This is a genomic window from Roseivirga sp. (assembly GCF_965216855.1).
GTDB lineage: Bacteria > Bacteroidota > Bacteroidia > Cytophagales > Cyclobacteriaceae > Roseivirga.
In genome coordinates this window covers 634,016-651,413 of the sequence record NZ_OZ244204.1, presented here as the reverse complement: position 1 = coordinate 651,413, position 17,398 = coordinate 634,016, and the positions used below count along the sequence as shown (strand labels likewise).

Annotated in this window: 20 protein-coding genes; 5 read left to right on the top strand and 15 right to left on the bottom strand. The window is 43.4% G+C overall.

The window, feature by feature from the left end; genetic code table 11:
* Positions 1-41 precede the first annotated feature (41 nt).
* A complete protein-coding gene (locus ACOOEY_RS02870) occupies positions 42-476 on the bottom strand; it encodes a peptidylprolyl isomerase (RefSeq protein WP_420387165.1) in 435 nt (144 codons plus the stop codon).
* A gap of 77 nt (positions 477-553) precedes the next feature.
* Between ACOOEY_RS02870 and ACOOEY_RS02865 the strand changes: the two genes are divergently transcribed.
* Complete coding sequence (locus ACOOEY_RS02865) at positions 554-976, top strand: DUF4442 domain-containing protein (protein ID WP_420387164.1); 423 nt, start codon at positions 554-556, stop codon at positions 974-976.
* 147 nt (positions 977-1,123) lie between these two features.
* On the opposite strand, the gene ACOOEY_RS02860 is transcribed toward ACOOEY_RS02865, so the two are convergent.
* From ACOOEY_RS02860 to dinB, 5 genes are all read right to left on the bottom strand, one after another.
* Positions 1,124-1,660, bottom strand: coding sequence for an STM3941 family protein (locus tag ACOOEY_RS02860; protein ID WP_420387163.1), 537 nt, complete (start codon positions 1,658-1,660; stop codon positions 1,124-1,126).
* 167 nt (positions 1,661-1,827) lie between these two features.
* On the bottom strand, positions 1,828-2,319 hold the full coding sequence (locus ACOOEY_RS02855) for an SRPBCC family protein (protein WP_420387162.1): 492 nt from the start codon (positions 2,317-2,319) through the stop codon (positions 1,828-1,830).
* 1 nt (position 2,320) lies between these two features.
* Positions 2,321-2,641: an ArsR/SmtB family transcription factor gene (locus tag ACOOEY_RS02850; protein ID WP_420387161.1), complete on the bottom strand. Its 321-nt coding sequence runs from the start codon at positions 2,639-2,641 to the stop codon at positions 2,321-2,323.
* A gap of 166 nt (positions 2,642-2,807) precedes the next feature.
* A complete protein-coding gene (locus tag ACOOEY_RS02845) occupies positions 2,808-3,275 on the bottom strand; it encodes a MaoC family dehydratase (RefSeq protein ID WP_420387160.1) in 468 nt (155 codons plus the stop codon).
* A 58-nt stretch (positions 3,276-3,333) separates the two neighbouring features.
* Entirely contained in the window at positions 3,334-4,389 is a 1,056-nt protein-coding gene (gene dinB, locus ACOOEY_RS02840; protein WP_420388628.1) for a DNA polymerase IV, read from the bottom strand.
* Between the two features lie 111 nt (positions 4,390-4,500).
* Here dinB and ACOOEY_RS02835 point away from each other — a divergent pair, with 111 nt between their 5' ends.
* A complete protein-coding gene (locus ACOOEY_RS02835; RefSeq protein WP_420387159.1) occupies positions 4,501-4,698 on the top strand; it encodes a hypothetical protein in 198 nt (65 codons plus the stop codon).
* Complete coding sequence (locus tag ACOOEY_RS02830) at positions 4,695-5,171, top strand: DUF2452 domain-containing protein (RefSeq protein ID WP_420387158.1); 477 nt, start codon at positions 4,695-4,697, stop codon at positions 5,169-5,171. Before ACOOEY_RS02835 ends, ACOOEY_RS02830 begins: the two co-directional genes overlap by 4 nt.
* Before the next feature lie 8 nt (positions 5,172-5,179).
* Here the strand turns inward: ACOOEY_RS02830 and ACOOEY_RS02825 are convergent, their stop codons facing one another.
* From ACOOEY_RS02825 to ACOOEY_RS02810, 4 genes are all read right to left on the bottom strand, one after another.
* Positions 5,180-5,797, bottom strand: coding sequence for a deoxynucleoside kinase (locus tag ACOOEY_RS02825; protein ID WP_420387157.1), 618 nt, complete (start codon positions 5,795-5,797; stop codon positions 5,180-5,182).
* 1,160 nt (positions 5,798-6,957) lie between these two features.
* Positions 6,958-7,881 carry an IS3 family transposase gene (locus ACOOEY_RS02820; protein WP_420388627.1) on the bottom strand — a complete coding sequence of 308 codons (924 nt, stop codon included), beginning with the start codon at positions 7,879-7,881 and terminating at the stop codon, positions 6,958-6,960.
* Entirely contained in the window at positions 7,881-8,285 is a 405-nt protein-coding gene (locus ACOOEY_RS02815) for a hypothetical protein (RefSeq protein WP_420385706.1), read from the bottom strand. Before ACOOEY_RS02815 ends, ACOOEY_RS02820 begins: the two co-directional genes overlap by 1 nt.
* Positions 8,286-8,460: 175 nt before the next feature.
* Positions 8,461-10,866 carry a TonB-dependent receptor gene (locus tag ACOOEY_RS02810; protein ID WP_420387156.1) on the bottom strand — a complete coding sequence of 802 codons (2,406 nt, stop codon included), beginning with the start codon at positions 10,864-10,866 and terminating at the stop codon, positions 8,461-8,463.
* Between the two features lie 82 nt (positions 10,867-10,948).
* On the opposite strand from ACOOEY_RS02810, the gene ACOOEY_RS02805 reads away from it, so the two are divergent.
* On the top strand, positions 10,949-11,932 hold the full coding sequence (locus ACOOEY_RS02805; RefSeq protein WP_420387155.1) for a YheT family hydrolase: 984 nt from the start codon (positions 10,949-10,951) through the stop codon (positions 11,930-11,932).
* Here ACOOEY_RS02805 and ACOOEY_RS02800 read toward each other — a convergent pair.
* Together ACOOEY_RS02800 and ACOOEY_RS02795 are read right to left on the bottom strand one after the other, a co-directional pair.
* Positions 11,909-12,271: a DUF779 domain-containing protein gene (locus ACOOEY_RS02800; RefSeq protein WP_420387154.1), complete on the bottom strand. Its 363-nt coding sequence runs from the start codon at positions 12,269-12,271 to the stop codon at positions 11,909-11,911. The two genes, ACOOEY_RS02805 and ACOOEY_RS02800, sit on opposite strands and share 24 nt — an antisense overlap.
* Positions 12,271-13,794, bottom strand: a complete 1,524-nt coding sequence (locus ACOOEY_RS02795; protein ID WP_420387153.1) for an aldehyde dehydrogenase family protein — start codon at positions 13,792-13,794, stop codon at positions 12,271-12,273. The genes ACOOEY_RS02800 and ACOOEY_RS02795 overlap by 1 nt, the downstream gene beginning before the upstream one ends.
* A 200-nt stretch (positions 13,795-13,994) precedes the next feature.
* Between ACOOEY_RS02795 and ACOOEY_RS02790 the strand changes: the two genes are divergently transcribed.
* On the top strand, positions 13,995-14,912 hold the full coding sequence (locus ACOOEY_RS02790; protein ID WP_420387152.1) for a helix-turn-helix domain-containing protein: 918 nt from the start codon (positions 13,995-13,997) through the stop codon (positions 14,910-14,912).
* Here ACOOEY_RS02790 and ACOOEY_RS02785 read toward each other — a convergent pair.
* From ACOOEY_RS02785 to ACOOEY_RS02775, 3 genes are read right to left on the bottom strand one after another with little or no spacing between them, the layout of a single operon-like run.
* Entirely contained in the window at positions 14,909-15,742 is an 834-nt protein-coding gene (locus ACOOEY_RS02785; RefSeq protein WP_420387151.1) for an endonuclease/exonuclease/phosphatase family protein, read from the bottom strand. The two genes, ACOOEY_RS02790 and ACOOEY_RS02785, sit on opposite strands and share 4 nt — an antisense overlap.
* A gap of 60 nt (positions 15,743-15,802) precedes the next feature.
* Positions 15,803-16,996 (bottom strand): L-2-hydroxyglutarate oxidase, encoded by a 1,194-nt coding sequence (gene lhgO / locus ACOOEY_RS02780; protein ID WP_420387150.1) that lies wholly within the window; start codon positions 16,994-16,996, stop codon positions 15,803-15,805.
* A gap of 2 nt (positions 16,997-16,998) precedes the next feature.
* On the bottom strand, positions 16,999-17,379 hold the full coding sequence (locus ACOOEY_RS02775) for a DUF3127 domain-containing protein (protein WP_420387149.1): 381 nt from the start codon (positions 17,377-17,379) through the stop codon (positions 16,999-17,001).
* Between the last annotated feature and the right edge of the window lie 19 nt (positions 17,380-17,398).

Here is a 17,398-nt window from a genome sequence, read left to right as displayed (position 1 = left end):
CCATTAGCTAAACCTGTGGACTATGGTTTATTCAGCATCGATTAGTCTTCGATGATTACAATCTTCTCGATTTTATCTCCCTGACGGATATCGTCAACGATATCGACTCCCTCATAGACCTTACCAAAGCATGTGTGGTTTCTGTCGAGGTGAGCAGTATTCTCACGGCTGTGGCAAATAAAGAATTGAGAGCCACCAGTGTTTCTTCCGGCATGTGCCATAGAAAGTACACCTCTGTCGTGGTATTGGTTATCACCATCCAGTTCACAGTCAATGCTGTAGCCAGGTCCGCCATTACCAATGCCATTAGGACATCCGCCCTGAATCACAAAGTTTGGGATTACACGGTGGAAAGTCAGGCCATCGTAAAAGCCTTTTTTGGAGAGGTCAACAAAGTTCTTTACGGTATTGGGAGCGTCTTTCTCATAAAACTCCACTTTCATCAAACCTTTCTCGGTATGGATTTCTGCTGTCATTCGTAATTCGTTTTATTTACGGGCAAAAGTAACCATCACATCCCATGTTTAGAATATCTAATCGCACTAAAATCAAAATGATCAACTTTTACCCTCCTTATGTGGGGGCTGGGATCAGGTTGGCACATTTATCCAGAGACTTCAAAAAGGCGGTGGTGACGATGAAGCTTCGCTGGTGGAACAAGAATATGGTGGGTACCCACTTTGGTGGATCGCTAATGGCAATGTCTGACCCCTTTTATATGTTGCTGATTATGGAGAATCTGGGTAGGGGCTATATTGTTTGGGATAAGGCTTCAACTATCCGGTTTAAAAAACCCGGCAAGGGAAAGGTGACCTGCGTTTTCGAAATTACTGATGCTATCTTAGATCAGCTGAAGACAGAAGCAGATACCCATGGTAAAACAGAGATGGTACTTCCACTGCAAATTACCGATGAAAAAGGAGAGGTGGTCTCTGAACTGGAAAAGACAATTTATGTGAGGAGGAAAGGGGCTTAGTGGTTGATACTCAATTATTAGTAAGGTCTCAGCGAGATGCTAAGACCAGAGACAGTGTTTTATGTAACTACTTCTATCTAGTCTTAGCATCTCGTTAAGAGATTAAATTTGGTAGCAGAATGTGTGAAGTTGAATTAAAGATGCTTTTTATTTTGTCCTCTGTGTGAACTCATTTCTTATGAGTTCCTCTAATTCAGCATGCCTAATTTTCAGAGAACTGGCACTAATTGATAAGGGGGAACCATATAACTTATAATTGGTTTTCATGGCACCTTTAGCGATACTGTTTTTTGCCCGATCAATGTATTTTTGAGGATTATCTGTCTCTAGCATTAAGACCTTGGTTGAAGCAATTTGAAGGGTCTTAATGTTTGTGATATCTGTCCAGGCAATTAATCCTACACTAGTTGCATTTGAGTTGTCAGTTATTCCATTTTTGTCGATTGTCAGGCCAATTCTTCCGTCAAAGAGTTTTTTAACAATAAAAACCAAACACAGACCAAAAAACAGCACTGAAGCAATTCCGACTGTTCTTATTACGACCGGATTGTCGAAGCGACTGTTTTCGAATTGAGCCGGATTGAGGATAAATAGAATTCCAAGAACTACAAAGGAGATGGCACCCATCAATAGAAGAGTCATTTTAGACTTACTCAATTCTATATCAATTTTATCTTCGGTCATTCTGATTGGTTTGTTAGCTTCCTAATTAGGAATTCACTATTTCTTAAAAATACTTTGATAACCACTTATGTAACCCCAAATTGCTTCCGTCTGCATCATCAGACTTATTTGTCTTGGAGATGGAACAATAGCCAATTGAAGTTCGGGCAAGGATTGCCCTGTGCTTCTTATTTCATCGAAGTTAACAGCTTTTCCAGATTCTCTACTGATGCTGCGTATCCTTCTTTGAAGCCCATTTCTATCATTTTCTCCATTCTATCCAGCGACTCATTATAGATGGTAATGTGTACAGTGGTAATGCCGTCTTTCTCGCTGAAAGTATAATCCCAGTCAGAACCCGTTGGAGCAGGGTTTTCATCCTTATCGGCAAATACATTATATAGTTTGAAGTTGGTCTTTGGTGAAATGGATTTGTATTGCTGAAGAATCCAGCCTTCCTGACCTTCGGGGCTCACCATGGCATAGAATCTTTTACCACCTACTTCAAAATTCATGTATTTGGTTTTGGCTTTAAATGGGGCAGGGGCCACCCATTGGTCCAGCAATTCAGCTTTGGTAAAAGCATCCCAAACCAGATCCAGACCCGCATCGAATTCCCGGGTGATGTATACCGTTTTGGCTGCTTTGTCTACTGTAAAGTCGAATTTTAAGGTGCTCATTTTATTTGTTCTTAATGGTGGCTAATAAAGTGTCCAGTTGGTTGAATTTAGTTTCCCAGATTTTGCGGAATTGCTCTATCCATGCGTCCACTTCCTTCATTTTGTCTATTTCGAGGGAATAGTAGATCTCCCGTCCCTTTTGCTCCGGTTTCACCAGGTCGCATTCGGTAAGAATTTGCAGGTGTTTCGATACAGCCTGCCGGCTGCTGTTGAAGTTATCGGCAATGGCTTTGGGTGTCATGGCGTTTACCGCAATCAGGACAAGAATGGCTCGTCTGGTCGGATCTGCTATGGCTTGAAATATATCTCGTCTTGTTTCCAAAGCGCAACTATATGATTGCGAATATATGAGCAATCATATAGTTGCGCAAATATTTAATGAGAAATTTCAGGTGAGCCTGATTCAAAACAAACCAGCCCACAGATTCATCTGTGGGCTGGTTTGAAATATATCATTCACTGGGTATGGTTTAAGCCATTTCCGGTTCTTAGCTATTAAAATGATACAGGAAAATAAACTCCCCTGTAAAGGCGGGTTTAGGATTGTCTTTAATCTCTAAGGCCACATTCAGCTGACATTTGGTAATACCTCTTAGGTCGGCCAGGCTGCTCAGTTTTACTCTGAGTCTTACTTCAGAGCCAACCAAAACCGGTTGATTGAATTTCAACTTCTCAATGCCATAGTTGATCATCATTTTGATATTGTTGATCTCGGCAATTTGCTCCCACAAATAGGGTAGCAAAGAAACAGTCAAATAGCCATGGGCAATGGTGCCGCCAAAGGCGCCTTCGTTTTTAGCTCGCTCAGCATCAATGTGAATCCACTGGTGGTCTATGGTAGCATCAGCAAAGGCATTTACCCTCTCCTGGTCTACCTTCAGGTAATCAGAAACTCCCAATTCCTTACCAATGTATGCTTCAAATTCTTTGTGGCTATTGATTACGACTTTCGACATAAATTATACTGATTGAGAAACGAAACTAAATCAATTTAACTTCAATTCAAGCAAGAAATTAAAATTCTAAAGTCAGCTGTTGACCCGGTTTCATGATTTCCTCCTGTTCATCATCGAAATTGCTGAGGGTGATGCCTAATAATCTTACGCCCTGATTGTACACTTCCCAGTCAATATTTTCCATGATCTGATCAGTGATCTCCAGTATTTCACTCAGACTGTCGATCGAATGATCGGTGGTCTGACTTCTGGTGATTTGGGTGAAGTCTGCGAATTTGACTTTCACGGTCAGTGTTTTACCCCACCTATCGGCATTTTCCAATCTTCTGTAAACGGTTCTGGCAATGGGGTCAAGGGCCATCTTCATATCGGCCAGATCGTGAAAGTCGTGATCGAAGGTGTTTTCAGCACCCAGTGACTTTCTGATCCGGTTGGGATTAACAGGGCGATGATCATTGCCTCTCACAATTTCATAATAAAAGCCACCACTTTTGCCAAAGGTGCCAATCAGGTCTTCCTTCTTCCAGCTCTTCAGAGTTCGGCCATCGACAATACCCAGGTTTTTCATTTTGCCGGCAGTTACCTTTCCTACGCCAAAGAACTTTTCAATAGGCAGTTGTTCCAGAAAGATTTCGATTTTCTCAGGACCTACCAGGGTAATACCATCAGGCTTATTATAATCACTGGCAATTTTAGCCACGAACTTATTGGTAGAAATACCGGCAGAAGCAGTGAGTCCGGTGATTTCCTTGATACGCTTCTTGATGTCTTTGGCAATCAGGGTGGCGGAGGGGATACCTTTTTTGTTATGGGTCACATCCAGATAAGCTTCATCCAGAGAGAGGGGTTCTATCAGGTCGGTGTATTCCTGAAAGATAGCTCTGATCTGATGAGAAACTTCTTTGTAACGTTCAAAGCGCGGCTTGACGAAAATAATATCAGGACAACGACTGTAGGCCTGAGAGGACGGCATGGCCGAACGTACACCAAACTTTCGGGCTTCGTAACTGGCGGCAGCGACAACACCTCTTTCACGGCTTCCACCCACGGCTACCGGTTTCCCTTTGAGCTCGGGATTATCCCTCTGCTCAACAGAAGCATAAAAGGCATCCATGTCGACATGAATGATTTTACGGTATGTTTCCGAGGCTTTTTCCACGTAGTTGACGAATTTAGCATTGTAATACCAAACTTTGTTGATTAGTTCAGGTTCTGATAGGATAAGATGAAAAAGTCGAAGAAGATATTTCTATTGATTGGGGTGTTGTTTGTCGTTGCCACCTTAATTGTGGGCTATGATATTTCCCGAAAGACATCCTTTCCCGGATCTAAGAAATACCTGAAAGAGTCGATTGCGCCATCTGACGATGAAGCCGATACGACTAAGACGAATAAAGAAAACGAAAAAATAGCTGATCAGTGAGTAAGAAGGATTCAGGAAAGAAGATAGATGTAGATAAGATTGACCTGGAAAGAATGGGTGAAATGACAACGCCCAATCCCGGAGTGATTCCTTTTCCGCATACCGTAGGTGCTGCCATGATTAAGCCGGAGGATAAAGGCAAGATCAAAGGCCGTTCGCTCTCGGCTATGTATGATCAGACGGAAATGGATATGCAGCAAATCTATGAACAGATGCAGCTGCTGGCCGAACAGGCTAAGAATATTCAGAATCGGGTAACGGTCTCCGAAAGAATCTACCAGGCTAAAATGAGTTTCGATCCCATTATTGGTCGTATCTATCATCTTTATCAGAAGAAAGATGGTACCGATACCCTGTCGCTGGTTGCCCCGGAAGAATGGGGCAAGAGTTGTCCTTATGAGTTTATTGCCACTATTAAATTATTGGCAGATCATACCTGGGATGTTATCAAAGAAGGGGAGATGGGCTTGTAAGAAAAGGGCTATGCAAAAAGTCCGTTCACTTCAAGATCTACCTTTTCCAGCACATAAGAGTAATCTTCCACCTTATTGACAAAGTCGAGGTTGTTGACATCAATGACCAGTAATTTGCCCAGGTCATAGTTGCCGATCCATTCCTCATAATGTGAGTTCAGGTTTTTGAGATACTCTAGTCGAATCAACTCTTCATAGTCTCTGCCTCGCTTTTGAATATTGGCCACCAGTTTAGGAATATCCGCTTTGAGGTAGATCAATAAATCGGGCGGTTGCACATGCTTAATCATGGAGTTAAAAAGCTCCAGGTAGTTCTTGTAGTCACGCTCTGAGATATAGCCTGATTTAAAGAGATTGGCTGCGAAAATATAGCAGTCCTCATAAATAGTTCGGTCCTGAATAGTACCACCTTGCGACTCACGGATTCGTGCCACCTGATTGAAGCGACTGTTCAGGAAATAGACCTGAAGGTGAAAAGACCATCGCGTCATGTCTTCATAGAAATCCTTGAGATAGGGGTTGTCTTCCACTGATTCCAGTTGAACATCCCATCTGTAATTCTTGCCCAACATTTTGGCTAATGTTGTTTTTCCGGACCCTATGTTTCCTGCTATCGCTACGTGCATTGACTCTCAAAATTTTTCGGCTTGCAATTTATCAAGAGTGACCATGAAACAGGAAGTTTCTAAAAGAAAAAAAGCCTGCGGAAACAGACCTTTTTTACGAACACCCAATAAATATGAAGAGATATGATATTGATTCGAAGGTACTCTTGTCTTTTATCTAAATCGTAAACTGAAGATTAATAAAGTGTTATGATCTAAGGGGGTGAAGTTTTTACTACCCTTTTAGGTGCCAGGATAAAAGAACCAGATGGATCAACTGACTTGATACAGTACTGCCCCTTTATGGGGAAGGGGAGAAAATCTGCCGCCACAATCGGTGTCCCCACCGATTGATTGACCATGTTGGAGGTTTTGTACTTTAAATCCGTCATGGTGAGACACCATGACTGGCCGAGTGCTACTCTCTAATCCTCGTATTTAACGAAGACTATTCTGTGGACCTTTCGTTTCATACAAGATAGAAAACCAAATGAATCAACAGATGTGATAAAGTGATACCTCTTTACGGGACAGGGGCATTTGCACCCACTGTCGCCCCAATCGGTGGGGATACCGATTGGCTGATAATGTCCCGTTCTGCTTAGGTGAGGCTTACTGTTATAATTAAGTGAGTGGGATTTAATGTGATGATATTCTTCTCTTTTCTATCCCGAGTGAAGAGAGGGACCTACCTGTTCTTTCAGGCTTGGGCAGGTCTTTCGTTTCACTCAAGATGAAAAAGGGCTACCTGATCAGAAATAGTCATACCCCTTTAGGGATCAGGGGAAAAAACAGCACCGTGTCTGTAGGTAGATTGCTTCGTCATAAAACCTTGTTGTCACAGGTTTTATTTCTCGCAAAGACGGTACCGGGGCGGTCATGCGCATGCCATTCATGGCAAACAGCAGTCTGGTTACAGACCATTAGGTAGATTATGCTTTTTTTGGTTGAAGGTTAAGGGACTTAAGAATCCATCTCTAAACATAGGATGACGAGTTATAGGGGAGGTTTTCGGTGGCTCTTTCATTTTACCCAAGATAGAAAGCCAGATGAGTCAACAGAACTGATACAGTACTGCCCCTTTAGGGGCCAGGGGAGAAACGTAGATTGCTTCGTCTGACTCGTCCTAAAATAAGTTTACAGATTTGACTTATAGTTTTCTAATGATAATACAATAATAGTTAATCCTGATATTGGTTTACAGTTGGTTTGTTATTTGGGTAATAGTTCTTCCACTTTCTTAATACTTCTATGTTCTTTGACTGGTGTATCTCTGAAGGGATCCTATTGTTAATACTCATATGAGGCCTTTCACTGTTATAAAGCCTTATGGTTTGCCTAAGTAGTTTTCTTGCTTGTTTAAGGCTGTTGACTTGGTAGTTTTCTAAGTATTCCCCTTTTATGATTCCGTTAATCCTCTCAGCTACAGCATTCTGTTTTGGGTCTCCGTTTTCTGTCATGCTGATTTTAACCTTGTGTCTTTTCAGAACCTTGACATACTCACCGCTGCAATATTGCAACCCTCTATCTGAGTGATGTATGAGGCCATTTAGAGAACCTGTTGCTTCCCGAATTGCCATCTTCAGTGCTTTGACCGATGCTGCTGCTTCCAGAGTTTTATCTACCCTAAAGCCTACTATCTTATGTGAGTATGCATCGGTAATAAAACTGATATACAGATATCCTATGGAGGTTTTCCAGTAGGTGATGTCGCTTACCCAAAGTTGGTTTACCGATAATGGGGCGAACTCCTTAATCAGGTTTGGATACTTGCGAAGCCAGTGAAAAGAGTTGGTAGTACGCATTCTGTTTTTCCTTCTTCTCACCAATAGGCTATTGGCCGCTAATAGATCGAAAAGGGCATCTCTACCCATTTTAATCTGATGATCAAGCATAAATGGTTCTAGGAGTTGGTATAACTTTCTGGTTCCTATACATGGGTGCCGTTTTCGGATCTGCATTACCTGCTTGACAACAAGCTCCTGTTCAAAGGTCTTCTCTTCCCAAAACCAGTAGTGCTGATAGTATGATTGCCTGGTCACACCAAATAACAAGCATAAACGCCCCAGAGCAATGCGTTGATGCCTTTCCTTTAAGGTGGTAATTACTTGGTGCCTGACTTTTTTCTAATCGGTATTTTTAGCTCCTTTTCTGCAATGTCGATCATCAACTCATAGCCTTCGGCCTTGAGTTTGGCCATTTCTAGCTGCTTTTCAAGTTCCTTGATCTTACGCTGAAGTTCTGCTGGGTCTTTATCGTCTGTAGGTTTGTTCAATGTGCCCATAGGTTGTCCAAATGAAGGTAACAGTATTTGTTGTCTTGACACAGCATCTTCAACATAACCTAACTTTCGCATCCAGTTCAATAACTGACCGTGTTCTTCATCTTGGCCGGTGTACTTCTTCCATATCTCTGCTTTACTCAAATCTCCTGAAAGGTACTCCTTAATCATTTCCTCACGCTCTATCCATGAAATTGAGCCTCCATGCCTAATCTTGTTTTTGTCCATTTTCTCTTAATAGGTTGGTGTAAACCTATTTCAGGACAAGACACTCCAGTGAGATTGCTTCGTCATAAAACCTTGTTATCACAGGTTTTATTTCTCGCAAAGACGGTACCCGGACAGCCATTGATCCTTACACTCCGCCAGCAATAACACTCTTACTGAAATAATCCCAGTTACTTCAAAAGTCAGCTCTGAAGGAAATAACGGCATTAAAACCCGGGGCACTAATACCGGAAGAATAAGGTCGATAATGCGTGTCAAGAAGATTTTCGAGGTTCAGGTGAATGCTGTAGTAGTCATCGAGTTGGTATGAATTATAGATGTTGATGGTATACCAGGGCAGCGCTCCATCTGTAGTGTACAGGTGTGTTTTAGCCTGTTCGGAAGGCGCCAGGTCTTCAAAAGCAATTCCTCCGCTGAATTTCACCTTGAAAGTAGAGGTGAGCTTGCTTTGCGTCATGCTCATGCCCAGTTCACCGAATAAAGGAGTCACATGCCTTAGAGGAAGATGCTCAATAGTGTCTTCCCCTTGTGTATAGTTAATGTTGCCTGTTACCTGAATGCCATTGGCCATTGACCATCGGGTGGAAAGACTGAGCCCCCAGATAAAGGCTTCACCAACATTCTGCTCCGCAAATACTGCACTCAGCGTGCCGTCATAGTCAATCTCACTTTGTCCATTGAATGTGAATGGTCTTCTGACCAGAGCATCCCTAAGGAAGGAAAAGTAATTCACAAAGTTGAAACTGAATTTATCCTGAATGTTGCGACCAATGCTGTATTCGAGATTATAGCTGTATTCGGGTTTGGCATTGGCATTAGGAACTATGACAGTACCTGGTTCTGAATCGAAAACTTTCCCTACATCATCTACATTTGGGGCTCTGAATCCTGATGAAAATAAGGTGCTTAACTTCCAGCCTTTGCCCGCCTGCATCACTAGCCCGAAGTTACCTGTCAGCGCACCTTGATTCAGTTTTATTTCATCAAAAGGGAAGTCATAGAAGGTCTTGTCATCGAATTGGGAATTCAGTTTGGTGAAGGTGTAACGAATGCCTGAATTCCAGATCAACCGTTGACTGATTTTCTTTTTGATGCTGAGGTAGATGGCTGCTGAGTTGTAATCGCTGCCACCATCCGGATAGCGGGTGCTGAGTGCTCCGGTTTCACCTGTCACAATGTTCTCTGTATATGCGCTTGATTCGACCTGGTTGGTGACCAGTTCCAGTCCGTAGTATAATTCATCACCAAATCCCAGAGACTTGTAAGCATCGGCATTGACAGAAATGATGTTCACTTTCTCCTTACGATTAGCCAATTGGTCGCTTTGAAATCTTCGGCTATGTCGGCTCTCTTCTACTTTTTGTAGCGCTGTTGTCAGCTTAAGTCGGTCGAAAAAGGTATGGGGGTAAGTGTAGTTGGACTGAAATGAATGCATTTGCCAATTCTGAGGGCCATAGTACCATTCAGCATAACGCAAGAGGTCACTATCGTCTCTTTCAATCAGGCGATCATAACGATGAATGTCAGAAGAGGAAGAATAGTGAAAGCTGTAAGAGAAATCGGCAAAGCTGCCCAGCTTCCACCTGAACTTTTGCAGGGCGTTGTATTGATCATAACCGGAAGGCCTTTGCAGGTTTTCGTTATCGTTGGCTACAATCACATCGATACCGTTAACCCGCTCTACGTAATCAGGTCTTTTGCCGAAATCCGGAAAGTCGTCTGTTCTTTTCGATCCGGTTCTCAAATCTCCAAACTTACTATAGGTAAGACTGGTAAAGCTGGTGAATTTGGGCATGGTGAATTCCAGATGATAGTTGCCTGTTAACCCGGTGTTGGCTGAGGCTACACGCATAAAACCTCCTGAGGCCAGGCCCATCTGTCCTGATTCCGAGAAGGAACTGACTCGGGTGTGAAAATCCATGACACCACCCAGTGCATCGCTACCATAAACGACAGAGGAAGGACCAAAGACCACCTCAGCTTTTTCAATACTGGCAGGGTCGAGGGTGATAATGTTCTGGAGGTTCCCACTCCTATAGATTGCATTGTTCATCCTAACCCCATCAATAACCAGTAAGACACCATTGGCAGCGAAACCTCTGATCATGGGACTGCCGCCTCCTAATTGACTCTTCTGAACAAACACCTCGCTATTAATGCTTAGTAAATCGGCTGCGGTCGCTGGTTCTGCCCGTGCAATTTCCTTCTTGTTCATTTCGGCTATCTGCTGAGGTACTTCTTCAGGATATTGCTCCCAGCGATTGGCCGAAACCACCACATCATCCATTTGGGAGATGTCCTCCATCAGGGTTACCTGAAAACCAGACTTTTGTATTTCCTTGTAGCTGATCATCAGAGAACGGTAGGAGGGATGTCTGAAAATCAGTGTTCCTTTTGCTGAAAAGCCTTTGAGTACGGCCATGCCATTTTCATCAGTGACAGCTCCACGATCCGTTCCTTTTTCCTGTATAGTCACCAGAGCGATAGGCTTTCCGGTCAGTTGATTTCTGACGGTTAGTGTTTGCCCCTGGATATTCAGTATCAGGAGGAAGAAAGTACAACTGGTGATGAATCGAATCATATTCTGTACTGCGAATAAACGAAAAATGGTTTTGCATTTGTGGAATTAAGGTATTGCTTGCAACAAAAAGTATCAGTAGCACATGCCTATTGTTGAATCCCGTTATAAAGGGCCTCCATTTTACTATTTCAATCAGCATATTGAAACCATTGTCCCCAGCCTGCTGCGTAAAATCGATGGTGTTGAATATCAGCGTGAGCAGATTGATACTCCCGATGGCGATTTTTTGAATGTGGACAGAATTACCAAAGGCCATCCTCGACTATTGGTAATTTCTCATGGATTGGAGGGTGGATCGGACAGACATTATGTAACAGCCCTGGCCAAAATGTTTAGCAAGGCTGGTTGGGATATTGCTGCCTGGAATAACCGCACCTGTAACGGGGAAATGAACAGAACCATTAAGCTCTATCACCATGCCGCCAGCTATGACCTCAGAGCGGTAGTTGATCATGCTTTGTCTGATGGTAATTATGAAGAGGTGTGTCTGGTGGGTATCAGTATGGGGGGAGGTCAGACCTTGCGTTACCTGGGACAACATCCTGAGTTTCCTTTGCCCGAACAGATCAAAAAGGCCGTGGCTATTTCTGCCCCCTGTTCACTACCCGAGAGTGCGGAGACCTTGTATGAAAAGTCTAACCGGCTTTATGAGCAGCGCTTTCTTAAAAAACTGGTGGTTAAGATTAAGGCCAAAGCCGCACAGTTTCCAGAAATTGACGTGGAAGGTATTGACGATATCACATCTCTCAGAGACTTTGATAACCGATATTCCGGTCCACTTAATGGATTCGATGATGCGGCAGGATTCTATGAATTCTGTAATCCCTATCCCTTTATGTCGAAGATTGACAGACCAACGCTGGTCATTAATGCGCTCAACGATCCTTTGTTGAAAGGACAATGCTATCCGACAGAAATGGCTGAACAGAATAAGCATATTTACCTGGAGATGCCTAAGCGGGGAGGGCATGTGGGTTTCACACTCAGAGGATCAGAATTTACCTACAGTGAAAAGCGAACTTTCGAATTCCTGAATAACTCCTTAGAGGAGTTTAAGCGCCTTTAGTTCTTCTTCTGTGTAAAGTCTGGATTTAATAATAAAACGTATTCCAAGAGGAATTTCTAAGGAGAAACTAGACCCTCTGCCTTTGGTAATATCCACAGTAACCTGTGTGTGTTTCCAATATTCAAATTGATCTTTTGACATGTAGAAAGGGCATCCACTTACTTCTCCCAACAGAATGTCAGATTCATTCAGAAAGAGTTCATCTTCTCCGAAACACATGGGGGAAGAGCCATCGCAACATCCGCCACTTTGGTGGAAGATTAAAGGGCCGTGCTGTTGTCGAAGTTGATCGACAACAGCTTCGGCTTCTTTGGTAATTAGCACGCGATTGACACTCATTAGAAAAAGCCTAATGCCTTCTTGTCGTATGAAATCAGCATATTCTTGGTTTGTCTGTAGTGAGAGAGCATCATTTTATGGGTCTCTCTACCGATACCTGATTTCTTATATCCACCAAATGGAGCATGCGCTGGGTAGGCGTGATAGCAATTCACCCATACACGTCCGGCTTTGATTCCTCTGGAAATCTGATAGGCCTGATGCATATCTCGGGTCCATACGCCTGCCCCAAGTCCGTAAAGCGTATCATTGGCAATTTCCAGTGCTTCAGCTTCATCTTTGAAGGTGGTGACGCAGACAACAGGCCCGAAGATTTCTTCCTGGAATACCCTCATTTTGTTGTTGCCCTTCAGTATGGTGGGTTGAATGTAGTATCCACCTTCCAGACCTTCATTGTAGGCTGCAGCACCTCCTGCCAGCACTTCACAACCTTCCTCTTTACCGAGGTTGATGTAGTTCAGGATTTTCTCATACTGATCGTTTGAAGCCTGTGCACCCATCATGGTATTCGGATCGAGTGGATGTCCTAATTTGATGGCTTTTGTTCTTTCTACTACGCGTTCAATGAAGGCATCGAAGATGTTCTCCTGTACCAATATTCGGGAAGGACAGGTACATACTTCGCCCTGATTCAAAGCGAACATGACGGCACCTTCCAGACATTTATCGAAGAAATCATCATCAGCATCCATAACGCTCTCGAAGAAGATGTTAGGCGATTTTCCACCCAGCTCTAGCGTTACGGGCTTAATATTCTTGGCGGCATATTGCATAATCAATTGACCGGTGGTGGTTTCCCCTGTAAAGGCTACTTTTTCCACTCTCGGGCTTGAAGCCAATGGTTTACCGGCTTCTACACCAAAACCGTTCACTACATTGATTACTCCGGCTGGTAGAATATCTTCAATCATTTCCATCAATACCATAATACCTACCGGGGTTTGCTCGGCCGGTTTTAAGACCACGCAATTACCCGCTGCGAGGGCAGGGGCCAGCTTCCAGGTAGCCATGAGCAAAGGGAAGTTCCATGGAATGATCTGTGCTACAACACCCAGTGGTTCCTGAATGTTCATGGAGACGGTGTTGGCGTCTAGTTCTGAAACAGTGCCTTCTTCCGCTCTGATGACTCCGGCAAAGTAGCGGAAATGGTCAACTGCGAGGGGAAGGTCAGCTGCTCTGGTTTCGCGAATGGCTTTACCATTGTCCCAGGTTTCTGCTCTGGCCAGCGCTTCCAGGTTCTGTTCCATTCTGTCGGCAATTTTAAGGAGCATATTACTTCTCTCTGTGGCCGAAGAATTATTCCAGGTTTTAGCAGCATCCCAGGCAGCGTCAAGGGCCAGTTCAACATCTTCGGCAGTAGATCTGGCTACCTTGGTAAAGGCATTGCCATCTACTGGTGAAATGCTTTCGAAATACTCCCCTTTAACAGGAGCTACCCATTTTCCTCCAATGAAATTATCGTATTGATTCTTGAATTTGGGTTTTTCAACCACCGTAGCGGTTGTGGTTATTGCTTCACTCATAAAAGTTTATTTTTAGGTTAAAAATCATTTGATTGTTTTGCTTGTAGTGCTCTTGGTAAAATTATGTACTGTAGAAATCGATTGCCTGACCGATTCTTTCAAAAAGATGAACAATCCTTGCATTGTCTGTAGGCTAGGCCTAACTTCTCATGATAATTCCTTTGGACTGAGTATTTTAGACTGAATCGAATTCACGGCATATGCAGCTTTCAGATAAATTCTATAAGGAGAGGAAACTTCAGACGCTGGTAGAAAATCAGACTACCTATACCGTCAATAGTGCTGAGTTGCATGTGTTTGAGACACATCAGGAGGCCGACAGGGTGTTGCTTCAGTTTGATCAACCTGTTCTGGCCAGTATGCTCACAGGCAAAAAGGTGATGCATTTGAGAGATTATAGTGCATTCGATTTTCTGCCGGGAGAATCACTCATCCTACCTTCCAGTGAAGTCATGTGTATCGACTTTCCCGAAGCGCACATGAACAACCCCACTCGTTGTCTGGCCATGACCATTGATGAGGACAGGATCAGAAATGTGATCAATGACATGAATGAGCATATGCCAAAGGCAGACGATGCGCTTTGGCGATTCACTGACTACAATTTCCACTTTACTAATGAAGTGGCTATTAATCAGATCATTCAGAAACTGATGTTTCTGTTTACTGAAAATCATCCCGCCAAAGACCTGTTCGTGAATATGTCTTTAAAGGAACTGATTGTGAGGTTGCTACAAACAGAGACCAGGAAAATCTATTCTGAAAAGGCCATTTCCATGAGCTCCAGCAATCGACTGGCTTTTGTCATTGCCTACATCAGGGAGAATCTGCACGAACCTTTGACTATTGAAGAACTGAGCGAGAAGGTCTGTATGAGTCCCTCACATTTTCACAGGGTCTTTAAGAATGAAATGGGTATTTCGCCCGTGAACTTCATCAACAATGAGCGCATCAAGCTGGCTGAAAGTATGCTGAAGGACCCTGCTGTGAGAATCAAGGAAGTCTATATGGCCTGCGGATTCAATTCGCTGTCTTACTTCAACCGCATGTTTAAAAGACAGCACAACCTTTCTCCGAAAGCCTACAAGAACCAATCTAACAGTATTAGATTGAACTAGTCTTTCAGACTAAACCTGATGACTACCGGCAGGTGGTCTGACACCCATAGCCCCTTGTCGGTTTTGTCATCCAGATGTAGATACTTCAGTGCCTGAATATTTCTGCTGAAGATATAGTCAATTCTTCTGTCGAGAGGGGCGTCCAGATTGAATCCACTGAAAGTACCAATTGGTCCTTCAATGCCTGCAGATGTTTTCTGTGCCGCATCGTCCATGTATTGAGTGATGTTCGCATAAGGAGCCTTGTCTGGAGTGGTATTGAAGTCTCCGGTAAGGATCACTTTATCCTTTCCATTGGTGAACTCCTTAATTTTCCTGACAATGAGTGCGGCAGATTCGGCTCTTGCTTTTTCACCAACATGATCGAAATGAGTATTGAAATGCCAGAATACCGAGCCATCCTCCATTTCGAATTGAGCATAGGTACAGACTCTGGGAAGGGCAGCATCCCAGCCCTTGCTTACTTTATCGGGCGTGGTGGAAAGCCAGAAAGTACCGCTTTTTAATACCTTCAGATTGTTTTTGTAGAAGATGGCACTGAATTCGCCACCCGTTTTTCCATCATCTCTTCCCACACCCACATAGCTGTAGCCAGGCATGTGTTCATCGATGTACTCCATCTGACTCAGTACGGCTTCCTGCACTCCGAATGAAACAGGCTCATTCTCCTCCAATAGCTGCACTACAGCTTCTTTCCTGTGTTCCCACCAGTTCTCCTTGTCGTTAGGATTGTTGAATCGAATGTTATAGCTGATTACATTATACTCTTGAGCAAGTGTACTGAAAGTTGTCATCAGCACTAAAAGTAGGATGAGGTGGAATCGTTTCATAGTCCTAAGTAGGTATTAATTGGAGACTTTAAAAAGTAATTGGTATTAGGGAATTATGATTCAAATGCGTTTCAGTGCCAGATCGCTCACGGTATCTCCAATAGAAAGTGATGACGTAGCCGCGGGGCTGGGAGCATTACAAACATTAATGGCCTGATCTGATTCATAAATAGCGAAGTCATCCAGTAAGCCTCCGGTACGGTCGCAAGCCTGGGCGCGCACACCGGCACCACCATCTACCAAATCATTCTCCTGAATCTCAGGAATCAGTTTTTGAAGCGCCTTGGTGAAGGCAGCCTTAGAAAAGGAGCGATACATTTCTCCAAAACCGGTTTTCCAGTATTTCCAGGCTACTTTTTGGAAGCCCGGCCAGAATAGCGATTCCATGAGTTCTCCTAAATGAATCTGTGACTTTTTGTACCCTTCTCTTCGGAAAGCCAATACTGCATTGGGACCGGCTTCAATACCGCCATCAATCATGCGGGTAAAGTGGACGCCCAGAAAAGGGAAGTTAGGGTCGGGAACAGGGTAGATCAGGTGTTTTACCAGATACTCCTTTTCCGGTTTCAGCTTAAAATACTCTCCGCGAAATGGAATGATCTTCAAGTCTACATCGTTCGAGGTTTTTCTGGCCAGTTTGTCGGAATACAAACCACCGCAGTTAATCACCAGATCAGTATCAAGTGTCTGCTTAGAGGTGATAACAGTGGAGGTGCTACCCTGAATTATGTTTTCCACCTTTTCACCCAGGAAGATTTCTCCTCCCATTTCCCTGATCTTGTCAGCGTACTTTTCTGCTACAGCGGTATAGTCTATAATGCCGGTATAGGGTACTTTGATGGCTGCAATGCCATTGACATGGGGTTCAATTTCCTTGAGCTCATCAATGTTCAGTCGGGAGATTTTATCCAGACCATTTTCAAGGCCTCTCTGATAAAGGTTCTCGAGGAGTGGTTTTTGGAATTCATCTGTAGCCACTACTACTTTACCACAAAGTTCGTAAGGAATGTTCTCTTCATTACAGAAGTCCAGGAGCATTTGATAACCATTGATACAGTTTCTGGCCTTGAGGCTTCCAGGCTTATAATAAAGACCTGAGTGAATTACTCCACTATTATTGCCTGTCTGATGTCGACAGAGCTTTGATTCTTTTTCAACCAGGGCCAAAGTTAGCCCTGGCTTCTTTTTGAGCAATTGATAAGCGGTTGCCAATCCCACTATGCCACCGCCAATAACTACTACATTATACTTCATCTTTAGAATGGTAGGTCGTCTGAATCTTCACTTAACCAATCTGGCTCATCATTGGCTGATGGAGGAGGAGGTGTTCCACCCTGAGCTGCAGGAGCAGCACTGGTTTCAGCACTAATTCTCCAGGCCTGAAGCGTGTTGAAGTACTTGTCTTCTCCGTTCTTTGGATCAGTCCACTTTCTACCTTTGAGATTAAAGCTAATAGTTACTTCCTGACCGGCTGAGAAGTTATCGAGTATATCGCATTTGTCTTGAATGCATTCAAACTTCACATACTCAGGGTATTGAGGATTCTCTGCGAATTCAACGACAAACTCTCTTTTCTTGAATGAACTGGTAATCTGTTGTGCGGGAAATATCTTCTCTATTTTAGCTTTAATATCCATGAATTGAAATTTGCCTCAA